Source organism: Sulfurimonas hongkongensis, assembly GCF_000445475.1.
Taxonomy (GTDB): Bacteria; Campylobacterota; Campylobacteria; order Campylobacterales; family Sulfurimonadaceae; genus Sulfurimonas; species Sulfurimonas hongkongensis.
Map to the genome: position 1 here is coordinate 13,731 of NZ_AUPZ01000008.1, position 12,302 is coordinate 26,032.

General features: G+C 34.7%; 10 protein-coding genes. 5 read left to right on the plus strand and 5 right to left on the minus strand.

Features of this window, described 5'->3' with window-relative positions:
- The first annotated feature begins 80 nt into the window (after nucleotides 1-80).
- On the plus strand, nucleotides 81-2,357 hold the full coding sequence (locus M947_RS18650; RefSeq protein WP_021287636.1) for an ATP-binding protein: 2,277 nt from the start codon (nucleotides 81-83) through the stop codon (nucleotides 2,355-2,357).
- A 3-nt stretch (nucleotides 2,358-2,360) separates the two neighbouring features.
- Here the strand turns inward: M947_RS18650 and M947_RS18655 are convergent, their stop codons facing one another.
- Nucleotides 2,361-3,110 (minus strand): response regulator transcription factor, encoded by a 750-nt coding sequence (locus M947_RS18655; protein WP_021287637.1) that lies wholly within the window; start codon nucleotides 3,108-3,110, stop codon nucleotides 2,361-2,363.
- Between the two features lie 135 nt (nucleotides 3,111-3,245).
- A complete protein-coding gene (locus M947_RS18660) occupies nucleotides 3,246-3,548 on the minus strand; it encodes a flagellar biosynthesis protein FlhA (RefSeq protein ID WP_021287638.1) in 303 nt (100 codons plus the stop codon).
- Nucleotides 3,549-3,740: 192 nt separating this feature from the next.
- On the opposite strand from M947_RS18660, the gene M947_RS18665 reads away from it, so the two are divergent.
- Nucleotides 3,741-4,124, plus strand: a complete 384-nt coding sequence (locus tag M947_RS18665) for a PAS domain-containing protein (protein ID WP_021287639.1) — start codon at nucleotides 3,741-3,743, stop codon at nucleotides 4,122-4,124.
- Nucleotides 4,125-4,131: 7 nt separating this feature from the next.
- On the plus strand, nucleotides 4,132-5,250 hold the full coding sequence (locus tag M947_RS18670) for a methyl-accepting chemotaxis protein (RefSeq protein WP_021287640.1): 1,119 nt from the start codon (nucleotides 4,132-4,134) through the stop codon (nucleotides 5,248-5,250).
- Between the two features lie 27 nt (nucleotides 5,251-5,277).
- On the opposite strand, the gene putP is transcribed toward M947_RS18670, so the two are convergent.
- The 3 genes from putP to M947_RS18685 are packed head-to-tail and all read right to left on the minus strand — an operon-like array spanning nucleotide 5,278 to nucleotide 11,159.
- Nucleotides 5,278-6,747: a sodium/proline symporter PutP gene (gene putP / locus M947_RS18675; protein WP_021287641.1), complete on the minus strand. Its 1,470-nt coding sequence runs from the start codon at nucleotides 6,745-6,747 to the stop codon at nucleotides 5,278-5,280.
- On the minus strand, nucleotides 6,748-10,308 hold the full coding sequence (locus M947_RS18680; protein WP_021287642.1) for a proline dehydrogenase family protein: 3,561 nt from the start codon (nucleotides 10,306-10,308) through the stop codon (nucleotides 6,748-6,750).
- Nucleotides 10,305-11,159: a tetratricopeptide repeat protein gene (locus tag M947_RS18685; protein WP_021287643.1), complete on the minus strand. Its 855-nt coding sequence runs from the start codon at nucleotides 11,157-11,159 to the stop codon at nucleotides 10,305-10,307. The genes M947_RS18680 and M947_RS18685 overlap by 4 nt, the downstream gene beginning before the upstream one ends.
- A gap of 124 nt (nucleotides 11,160-11,283) precedes the next feature.
- Between M947_RS18685 and M947_RS18690 the strand changes: the two genes are divergently transcribed.
- Nucleotides 11,284-11,577: a hypothetical protein gene (locus tag M947_RS18690; RefSeq protein WP_031347997.1), complete on the plus strand. Its 294-nt coding sequence runs from the start codon at nucleotides 11,284-11,286 to the stop codon at nucleotides 11,575-11,577.
- A gap of 3 nt (nucleotides 11,578-11,580) precedes the next feature.
- Nucleotides 11,581-12,258, plus strand: coding sequence for a uracil-DNA glycosylase (locus tag M947_RS18695; RefSeq protein ID WP_021287645.1), 678 nt, complete (start codon nucleotides 11,581-11,583; stop codon nucleotides 12,256-12,258).
- Nucleotides 12,259-12,302 lie beyond the last annotated feature (44 nt).

Sequence of the window (12,302 nt, forward strand, 5' to 3'; positions counted from 1 at the left end):
TTCTTTTGTTTGATTCAGGATGCAATTGATAATTATTCAGAGCATTCAACTAGCAAATTTTACTAATGAAAGAAATGAAAATGAAGATACCAAACTTAGTTGAGTCACAAGAGACATTTGTAAATGCTAAAGAACGGATACTTCTACAATGGCTCTCTTATGACTCCCCACAGCAGATTTTAGAGCAACACAAGATAGAGATAGATTTTTTTTTAAAAGAGTATGCTAGTGGAGTTTTTGATTATTTTATGGGAGTTATTGCAGGAGAGTTAGAGATTGGAAATTGTCCTATCATGCAAGGACTTTTAAGTTATCTAAAAGATAGAGAAATTAGTGCGGATGAACTTTTTGAAATTTGTAGTCATTTCCGCCGCTCTATGATAGAGTTTTCTTATGATGAAAAACTTGACTCAAAAGAGATGTCAAATGAAATTTCATTTGTTTTTGATAAAAACTTTAGAGGTATTTTAAAGTACTACACAGATACTATTTTTGAAAAACTCATATATGCAAGACAAAAAGCAGACAAAGCATCACAGGCAAAAGAGTATTTTTTGTCAAATATGTCGCATGAGATTAGAACACCATTAAATGCGATACTTGGCTTTGTAAATCTTCTCATAGATGAAGATGTTTCAAAAATACATAGAAACTATCTCGACATTATCTTAAATAGTGGTGAAAATCTGCTTTGTATCATAAATGATATTTTGGATTTTTCAAAGCTAAGAAGTGGAGAGTTTACTATAGAGCCTAAAATCTTTTCACCACATGATGAGATAAGTCACACAATGGAGCTTTTTGTTGCAAGTGCAAATGTGAAAAATATCACTATCACCTCTTTTATAGACCCACGTATCCCAAAAGAGCTCTATGCAGATGCACTTAGAATGAAACAGGTTTTATCAAACTTTTTAAGTAATGCTATAAAATTTACCCCAGATGGTGGACATATAAGCGTAGAGTCTTTTTGTAAAAATGGTACTTTAAGCATTAGTGTAAGTGATAGTGGGATAGGTATAGCAAAAGAAGATGTGCAAAACATCTTTTTAGCCTTTGCTCAAGCACAGCATTGTGAGCTAAAAAACTCCTCATCTGGGACAGGTTTGGGGCTCTCTATCTGCCATCAGCTAGCACAACATATGCAAGGGAGTGTTGATGTTGAGTCTATTTATGGAGTTGGAAGTAAGTTCACTTTAAAAATCCCAGTAGAGGCTAAAAGCGAATTGTGCCCACTCTTAGAAGATGTTAGTGAGTTTAGAACCCTAAAGATAGCAGTCTGTTCAAAAGAGAGTAAAAATGCATATAAAGAGAACTCCTTTTTGAGATATGCAGATGCTTTTAAGATGGATACAAAAAAGATAAGCTCCATGGATGAGGAGTTTGATATAGCTCTTTTTGTTCAAGAGGATGTAGATAAAGAGTTTATACAAATGGCGATAGACTCTGAGAAAAAATTTATAGTCTTAGCAAATGAGCCAAATGATGATTATGATAAGTATGACAACATAACTTCTATTAGTTTTCCACTCTATTGTTCTAAAATAAGAGGTGCTTTTGATGAAGTTATAAATCCACACTCATATATGCCACACAAAAAGCACTCTAACATAAAGTTTAAAGGTCACATCTTAGTGGCTGAGGACAATGAAGCAAATCAGGAGCTTATAAAGATACTTTTGGAAAAGTACTCTCTAAGTTTTGACTTAGCTAATAATGGACTCGAAGCACTAGAGTTATACAAAAAAAATAATTATGATCTGATACTGATGGATGAACAGATGCCACTTATGGATGGAAGTGAAGCTGTAAAACAGATAGCTAGTTATGAGAAAAAAAGAGGCTTAAAACATACTCCAGTCTCAGCATTGACAGCAAATGTTATAAAAGGAGCCAAAGAGAGAGGACTTCTTAGCGGTTTTGATTCGTTTTTAGGCAAGCCTATTATTTTAAAAGAGCTAGAGAGAGTTTTAAAACTCTACCTAAAAGAGGATAAACTTAAAGAGGCTAATATGCCAAGTGAATTTCATGAGAGGGTAGTAGGTATTGATGCCATAAAACTAAAAGAGGAGTTGAAGCTAAATGAAGATGAACTTATGCTGCTTCTTACTCTTTTTATTAAAAAAATGAAAAAACAGATGCCAAAACTTCAAGTTGCCATAGAGGAGAGAGACTATAAACAAATAGCACTAAATGCTCACTCTATAAAAGGTTCTAGTGGAAACTTTAGGATAGAAGCACTCCAAAAAAGTGCTAGTGAGATGGAGAAAAAGGCAAAAGAAGAAAATAGTGAGTATGACTATGAAGCAGTTTTTACAAATATAAAAAACAGAGTTAAGCAGATAAGTATTGTTTAATGTTTATTCTTCTATATAGTAGCCTATACCAGAAGCATTTTTGATAATATCGGTCTCAAGTTTATTTCTCAGCCTCCAAACTAGAGTACGAACACTATTTTCAGTAGCCCCATTTTCATCCCAAACATATTTCATAGCTTGTTCAAAACTCACAACAATGCCTAGTTGAGCTACTAAAAGACGCAAAAAAGCATTCTCCTTTTTTGTTAGTTTTATCTTTGTGTCATTATAAAAAGTCTCGCAAATACTAATGTCTAGATGATAGTTCTCCCCAAAACAAACTATGGGTTTGTCTGCTGATCTTCTTGCATAGAGTAGTTTTTCTAGATTTAGCTTGTCTACTTTAAGTGAGTCTAAATTGTTTTTTCTCTCATTTTCCATCTCATATTTAAAGATAGCCATCTGAATAGTTGCGTGAAGTGAGTTTGGATCAAAAGGTTTTACGATATAGCCGTAAGGCTCTGTAAGTTTAGCTTGAGAGATTATCTCATCATCGCTATATGAAGTTAGATATATAAAAGGGATGTTATATTTTTGGCGCACAATTTTTGCAAGCTCTATACCATCATTGCTCTCATCAAGAGAGATATCTATGATGGCGATATCCGGATTGTATTGTTCAATTTTCTGTTTTGCATCATCAGCATTATCACACACTGCCAAAACTTTGTAGCCATGTTTTTGAAGAGATAAGCTCAGGTTTAGTGCTGTAATCTCATCATCTTCTATAACGATGATACTATGCTTAACCATATATAAAACCCTTTTAGACAAAAATAGTAACTATTTTGTGATAAATTTGGTCTTATTATAATATAACTATTTTTTATTTACAATAAATTAGGACACAAAGGGCTATTTTTTAGAGTTTTAGTATATAAAAGATACTTAACTAGCTTGTAGAGTGTCTTTTAAAATATTATACTCTTCCTTATTTATAGCACCTTTGTTGAGTTTATTTGAGAGTTCTTTAAGTGTTTCATCTTTTCCTATGATTTTAACGATAGAACTATTTAAAAAAGTATCAACAAGTTCTCGTTTTTTTACAGCTTCTTTTCTCTCGTCTAACGAGTGCTTATCTTCAAACTTTTTAGCACCTCTTCTTGTAATAAAGTAAGAGATGAAAAACATAACCCCAAATAGAGATAAAAATAGTATGGCTTGAATAAATATAATGTTTTGGTCTTGCATGATGTTCTCCTTAATTTCAGTTATTGTCATATTATGACTAAATTGAATTTAAACTAACTAAAGCTTTAGAATTTGAATCCAGAATTTAAACTAAAAAAAAGACAAGATAAACGATTTGAAATACATAAGAATATTTTATGATTTTCTTAGATATAGTATAAAGATATAATTAAATATAAAAAAAGAGGAATAATGCGAGAATATATACTAAAAAACGACGATTTTTTGGTCTCTCAAACAGATGAGAAAGGCATTATACTATTTGCGAATGACGATTTTTGCAAAATTGCTGGATACACTATAGATGAGATAGTTGGTAAGCCACACAATGTAGTAAGGCATCCAGATATGCCAAAGGCAGCGTTTAAAGATTTGTGGAATACAATAAAAGCTGGAGAAGTTTGGGGTGGTTACATAAAAAACAGGACTAGAGATGGTGGTTTTTATTGGGTTTATGCTACAGTCTATCCCATGGTTGACTCGGTTACAAAAAAAACGATGTATATGTCGTGTAGAAGAAAGCCTTCAAAAGAAGAAGTAGAGGGTGCAGAGGCACTTTACAAAACATTAAGATAGGGAAAATATGAACAGTAAACAAAAGATAGTAATAATTTCTATAGGTTTCATAGTATTGATAGCGTCTCTTTTTCTAACTACTTCAAGTATCGTTCATGTAGTTTTAGCTCTTTTATTGTTTGGAGTTACTGTTGCTGTTAGTATGCAAAAAGATTCTCAAAAAAATAGCCTTAACGCAAGAAGATTAGAGTTAGTTGAGCTTATGGAATTTAAAAGAAATAAAGTTGAGATAGATTTAGAGACAACTGATGAAGGAGAAAAAAACTTCAACAAAATCGTAACTACATACCAAAATACTATACTAGAAGATACAAGAGTGGCTGGGGAGATGGTTTTATTAGCTGATAAAGTATCAAAAGGGCATTTTTCATGTAGGGTAGCCGCTGATACTAAAACACCATATGTTCATGTTCTTAGAAATAGTATGAACAATATGCTTGTTGCATCAGAAAAAAACCTTGATAATGCCATCACAACTCTGAAAAACTATGCAAATGGAGAGTTTACTTCAAGAAGTAAGGTAGATGTTGAGGCTAAAATGGCTGACTTATTAAACAATATCAATCTTTTAGGTAAAGCACTCCAAGATATGGAGCAAGAGAATGTAGATAAACAGACGCAAATCATGCAAACATCTGCAAAGCTAAACGAGACTATTGGCAACATAACTAACACAACGATTATAGAACTTAAAGATATGATACATTCAGCGGTAAATCGAATACACAGCGTCTCTCAAAAAGAGAATGAGATGGTTGAAAATCTAGGACACCTAGTCTCAAGTGCAAATGAGACTAAAGATATTTTATCAAATATTGCAGAGATAGCGGAACAGACAAATTTACTGGCTTTAAATGCTGCCATAGAAGCGGCACGTGCGGGTGAACATGGACGAGGCTTTGCAGTTGTAGCTGATGAAGTTAGAAAGTTAGCCGAGAGAACTCAAAGGTCTCTAGCTGAAACATCTGCTACTACAAATGTTCTTATTCAGTCCATCAGTGAAAGCTCAGACGCACTAAACTCAAACGCTAGTGAGGTAAATAATATATCTGATGAAGTGAGTCTTATAAGCGATAAGATGGATGATATCATTAAAACTTTAAGTAAACTTGCACATGATAAATAAGAGTCTTAAAACTCTTATTTATACATTCTACTTTTTCAACTTCTTTTGAACTTCTTGAAATATCTTTTTAGACTCATCTGAAGCACCCTCACCAACTCTACTAAATATTAAAATAGCAATCCAAGCAAGGATAAAACCAGGTAAGAGTTCATATATGTCAAATATACCGCCCTCTATATTTTTATAGATGATGACAGTTAAAGAGCCAACTACCATTCCAGCTATTGCTCCAGTTCTTGTTATGTTCTGGTTGTAGAGAGATAAGATAACAAGTGGTCCAAAAGCGGCACCAAAACCAGCCCAAGCATAAGAAACAAGTTGCAATACACTAGAGTTTTCGTCTGTTGAGATATACCAAGCGATGACGGCTATGACTATAACAGTAGCACGACCAACCCAAACAAGTTCTTTATTGCTTGCATCTTCTCTTAAGAGAGCGTGGTAGATATCTCTTGTTAGAACAGAAGAAGATACTAAAAGTTGAGAGTCAATAGTGCTCATAATAGCCGCTAAAATAGCAGCTAGCAGAAATCCGGCGATCCAAGGGTTAAAAAGTAGTTGAGAGAGGGTTATAAAAATCTTTTCACTATCATTTAAGTCAACTCCATGAGATAAAACATAAACAAAACCAAAAAAACCAACAGCTAGTGAGCCTATTATTGAGAGTCCCATCCAAGTCATACCTATGGCTTTTGCACGATGCATCTCATCTTCATCTCTGATGGACATAAAACGCACCAAGATATGAGGCTGGCCAAAATATCCAAGCCCCCAAGCAAGAAGTGAGATAATTCCAATAAGCGAGCTTCCTCTTAAAATATCTAACATTTTTGCATCATGTAATTCTATGACTTTTATAGCCTCATTAACCCCGCCGATATCGTATAAAACCACAAGAGGAGTGATAACAAGAGCTAACATCATAAGGATGCCTTGAATGAAATCAGTCCAACTAACGGCGTTGTATCCACCTAAAAATGTGTATGAAACAATGATAAAGCTACCGACTATTAAAGCAGTTGAATACTCTAGGTTAAAGGTAGCTTCAAAAAGTTTAGCCCCGCCTACTAGTCCTGAGGATGTATAAAGGGTGTAAAAGATTAAAATAACAATAGCAGTTATAACTCTTAGAGTATTTTTGTTGTCTTTAAATCTGTTTGAGAAATAATCAGGAATAGTAATAGCATCATGAAGATAGTGAGTATAAACACGAAGAGGTTTTGCAACATAGTGCCAGTTTAAAAAAGCTCCTATAAAAAGTCCAACTGCAATCCAACTACCAACCAAACCTTGGCTATACATCATCCCCGGAAGCCCTAAAAGTAGCCACCCGCTCATGTCAGATGCACCTGCACTAAGTGCTGTGACACCTGGACCTAAACCTCTTCCGCCTAGTACATAATCGCTTAAGTCATCAGTTTTAAAGTAAAAGTAAAACCCAATACCCACCATCACTATCATATAAAGAAAAAATGAAATTAAAAGTGGTGCCTCCATCTACTTATCCTCCTTCTCATCGAGACTCTTTAGCCCTAGATTTCCATATCTATGATAACTGTGAGAGATGCTCTGTTCTAAAAAATAGTGCATAAGTTCAACTCTACCATGAGATATAAAAGGTTCGCTAGCAATATGTATAGCATCTTTTGCCATCTCTATATAAACTTCATCTTCAATGTTGTCTTTACTTAGATACCTAACTCTTTGTGACTCTCTCATGGACTCAATGGACTCTTCTAAAGACTCATTTGCAAGAGAGTCGCTATCATCAAGTAAGAAAGCTTTTTTACCCATCAGCCATAAAAGTTCATGAGAATCTATCTTCTTTGGTAGGGAGACATGAAGGTTTACACCAGAGAGTTTTGCAGCTGCAATGGAGCAGAGTATCTCATATAGTGAGTCATCACTACTGATAACTAGTGTCATTTTTTTGACATTTAAGTATCTGATAATATTGCTTTCACCTCTGATATTTGCATAATCATGCTCTTGTAAAAACTCGCTTTGTAAGTAGTGAGCAAAACCTCCAAGAGTCTTAATGCTTCTCTTTAAAACGCTTTTGTAACTCTCTTCATCCTTTAAAATCTCTTGGAGATTTTTTAAGTATGGATGTGAAGCTGATTTTTCATCTGTTGTTGTCTCACAAGTAATGTTTGTAAATTGAGAAACATAGTTAAATCCACCTGCTTTTTTGCCACTTCCTATAGCTGATTTACCCATACCGCCAAAAGGCTGTCTAATAACTATAGCTCCCGTTGTTACACGGTTTACATAAAGATTTCCAGCGAGTATCCCATCTTTAAACCTCTCAACTTCTCTCTCATCAAGAGACTCAATCCCCGAAGTTAAGCCATATCCAGTAGAGTTTACTATATCTATGGCGTCATCCAAATCCTCTGCACACATCACACTTAGAACTGGACCAAAAAGCTCGTTCATATGGCAAAAATCCCCTTTTTTTGTCCCCCATCTAATAGATGGTCTTAACATATAAGGATTTCCATTTTGTGCGTAGCTAGGAGTTATGATCCATTTCTCCCCATCATCTAAATGCTCTAGTGCATTTCTTAAGTTTCCTGATGGTATGTTTACTAGTGAACTAATTTTGTTTTCTAGGTCCCAGACCGAGCCAACATTTAAAGAGAGAGTTGCATCTACGAGCATTTTTTTAAACTCCGCATCTTCATAAAGCTCTCTTTCTAAAACTAAGAGCGAAGTAGCTGAACACTTTTGTCCAGAGTTGTTAAAAGCAGAAGCTACTACATTTTTTACGGCTTGATCTCTATCACAAAGGGCTGTAACTATTGTTGCATCTTTGCCCCCAGTCTCAGCACTTAGATGAATGTCTGGACGCTCACTTAGCATGCCATAAGCAGTATCTTCACTTCCTGTAAATATCACAAAATCAATATCTTTGCTCTTAACTAAGTGCTCTCCAGCTAATACTCCTTGAGTTGGAGTAAATTGTAGGGTGTTTTTACTAACTCCAGCGTCCCAAAAACATTTACAAAGCATATATGCACAAAGTAGGGCATCTGAAGATGGTTTTAGGATGACTCTGTTACCTGTTGCTAGGGTTGCTGCTATTCCTCCTACTGCTATGGCTATTGGAAAGTTCCAGGGGCTTATAACTAAACCGACACCTTTATGCTCAAGCTTTATACCATCTAGCTCACTTAGTTTTTTAACACTATAAGGATAGAAGTTTAAAAAGTCTATGGCTTCTGTGACTTCAACATCAGTCTCACTAAAGACTTTACCAAGTTCAGCTGCAGCCATTCCTATAAGCTCACCTCTGTTTTTTCTAAACTCATTTGCTACTTTCATAAGGATTTGAGTTCTTTGTGCTAAATCTAGTTTGCTCCAGCCATCTTTATCACTCTTTGCAACACTTATGGCCTTTTTTAACTCATCCTCCCCAGCCATAAAACAACTACCTAAAATCACATTTTGGCTAAATTGTGACTTATCCATGACCTCTTTTATTTCATCACTCTCACGCTCTTTTCCATCTATGACCATATAAGCTTTTAAAGGTTTCTCTTTTGATATATTTTTATATTTGTCTCGTATCTTGTTTGCCCATATTTGGTTCTGTGGAAGCGTAAAATCTGTGTCGATCTCATTTTTAAAAACATAATCTTGGACGTTTACAATACTTTCAAAGCTTTCTGTATTTCTGTTTTGTGTTCTATATGGCTCTAGGCGAAGCGAACCGAGTGCTTCAAGTGAGTTATCGTAACTACGAAGCAAAATCTCCCAAGCCTCACTTCCTACTTCAAGTCCAAAACTATGTCTTAAAAAGTTTTGCTCTGCCGTATTTTCATCAAAGCGTCTAACAAGATAGGCTATAGCGTTTGTAAAGGTTTTTGAAGTTGCAGTTGGAGCGTAGAGAATAACCTCAATATCTTCTTGTTTGAGAATATGATAAGCCGTTTCACTCATACCCTCAAGCATCTCAGCACTAAAGCACTCTAAAACCCCTCTTTGTTTTGCAAGCATGTAGCCTAGTGCTAAATCAAAAAGGTTGTGAGATGCAACTCCTGTGTCTATGTAAGGTGAGACTTCTTTGCTTATAAGAAAGTCCATAAGAAGTTTAAAGTTTGCATCACTTTGGGCTTTATCTAAGTAAGTCACACACTCCCAACCTCTAAGAGATGCTTCTGTGAGTTCCATCTCTTGATTTGCACCTTTTACGAGTCTTATTTTTATGCTAGCCCCGCCATCATCAACTCTTTTTTTTGCCCACTCATATAGTCTTTTTAGGTGAGTTATAGTTTCTGGAATATATGTTTGTAAAACTATGCCTGCATGAAGATGTTTAAACTCTTCAAGAGAGAGGGTTTTGATAAAAACATCTATAGTAAGATTTATATCTTTATACTCTTCCATATCAAGGTTTATAAACTTTGAGTTGTTCTCTTGCGCGGCTCTATAGATATCTTGGAGGCTTAAAGAGATTTGTTCAACACTCCAGTCATATGCAAGAGGATTTATTTGTGAAAATATTGTAGAGATTTTTATAGAGACATAGTCAATATTTGGATTCTCAAGAGCTGATATGTATTTTGAGACTCTATCTTTTGCCTCATCTTCACCTAAAACTGTTTCGCCAATTATGTTGATATTTACTCTGGTTTTCTCAGCCAATCTTTTTTGAAGATGCTTATTTAATGATCTATCTTCGCCTTTTATAACTATATCTTTTATATCACCTCTTAAGTAAGTAATGAAAAGTGGCACAGAGATAGCTGGCAGGTAGATGCCAAGATTGCGAAAGAGCCAAACTAAGAGTTGCTCAAACTCTGTAAAAAAAGTTGTGTTATTGTACTTGTTGAAGATATACTCTAGTTGATCAGCTATGCGGTTATTGTCTTGTGATCTAAAGCTTTGGTCTAGTAGCTCTATAAGAAATATTTTGTTCCTAGGATTGCTCAGTAGTCGCTTCATGATGGCATGAAACTTCTTCTCAGAACGAATCCTGTTTTTTGCAATATCCCTCTGCCATGAAGTGGCAAGTATTTTTGCCTCATTAAAGGTTGTTGTATCTATATTCATATATTGACTCCTCTTTCTATTTGGGCTAGTATTTGTTTAAACTCTTTTGTATCTTTTATATCATCAAATGATGTTTCATTTTCTACATCATCTCTTAAGTTTGGAGATTTTTGTAAGGCTAGTTCTAGGTCACTTATAGCATCTGTTAGATTTCCAAGTTCTGCATTTGCACAAGAACGTTGCCAATAAGCATACCCGTAATTGTCATCTATCTCTATAGCTTTGTTACTAAGGTTTAGTGCCCATTCATACTCATCTAAATCTAAAACCGCATCAGCCTTGTAAGCGTATACTTCTGCATCATTAGAGTTTAGTTTTAGTATCTCATCGTAGATGTCTATTTTTGATTGTGGATTTGTCTCTAGGTTTGAACGCATCCATAAGGAGTGGATAAACTGGGTGTTATAAATCTTATTTTGATTTTCTAGTATTCGCTTAGACTGCTCAGTTAGTGTGTCTTGAAGCGAGTCTAGTTTCTCGTTGTACTTTTTAGTGATTTGCTCAACTCGTGACTCAACTATATCCTCAGTCTTTTTTTTGATATCTCTAAGAGAGTTCCAGCCTGCAAAGATGAGGATCGAAGTCGCAGCTGCAATGAGATAAAAAATATTTCCTATAGTATCTGTGATATATCTTGCTGATCTGTCAGTCTGAGCGACCTCAGCTTTTGAAATTCGCTGCTCAACATCAGAGCGAAGCCTATGATGGTCTATTCTTATCTCTTTTAACTCATCTAAGATATATCTCTCAATAAGTGGGACATAGAGCTGTTTTTCGATCTTTTCATCTTTTTTTTCATTAGCAAAACCAAAAACAATAAAGATAGAAAAAAGTAGTAAAAATATTTTCAAACAAAACCTTTTAGTAAAAATTATTATGCTTTTAGTGTATAGTTTAGCACCTTAATAACTAATAATAGTGCGTAAATTGTGTAAAAAAGCTGATATACTTCTTTTTTTACTAAAAGGTTTTTTTATGGATAGTGAGATTATTTACTCTGTTTTTGGGATTGTTGTTTTAGTTATTATTATCATCTTAGTTTTAAGAAGCAAAGAGGTGGTAGTTAGTAGAAGTCAGGAAGATAAAAAAAATGAGATCATCTCAAACTATAAACAAAAACTCCAAGATGCACTAAATGGATTAAAGGGTGATGCAAGAGTTGAAAAAAAGAAAAAATTACTAGGTCAAATCAGCAATGAACTTGCTTTAAATATATACTTTGAAGAAGATGAGATAAGAGAAGTTATCTTAGCCCTTTCAAAAGAGTAGCAGATGCTAAAACAATTACTAGGTGCTACAAATTGGTCATCACTTGTCTCTTCACAGATGCAGATGAGTTACTTTATAAAATTAGAGAAGTTTATAGAAAATGAGTACGAAACTAAAAAAATCTTTCCACCAAAAGAGCAGATATTTAGAGCATTTGAGTTAGTTAAACCAGAAGATGTAAAAGTTGTCATTATTGGACAAGATCCATATCATGGACCTTCTCAAGCTAATGGTTTGGCCTTTTCAGTTGTAAAAGAGTGCAAAACTCCACCATCACTTAGAAATATTTTTGTAGAGCTTGTTGATGATATGGCTTGTTCTTATCCAAGTTCGCCAGATCTAACTCACTGGGCAAAAGAGGGTGTTTTACTAATAAACAGCGTCTTAAGTGTTGAGATGGCAAAAGCAAACTCTCATAAGAGCAGAGGATGGGAAGAGTTTACTAACTCTGTTATAAAAAAACTCTCAAAAGAGTATAAACATATAGTCTTTGTGCTTTGGGGAAATCCCTCACAAAAGAAAGAGAAGCTCATAGATACAAATAAGCATCTAATTCTAAAAGCTCCACACCCCTCGCCACTAAGTGCCTATAGAGGTTTTTTTGGCTCAAAACCTTTTTCAAAAGCAAATGCTTATCTAGCCAAACATAAAAGAGGCGAGATTAATTGGTGTTTGGATTGAGTTTTTTCTTGGAAGCCACTTAGTACTTCAAAGCCCCACAGGGC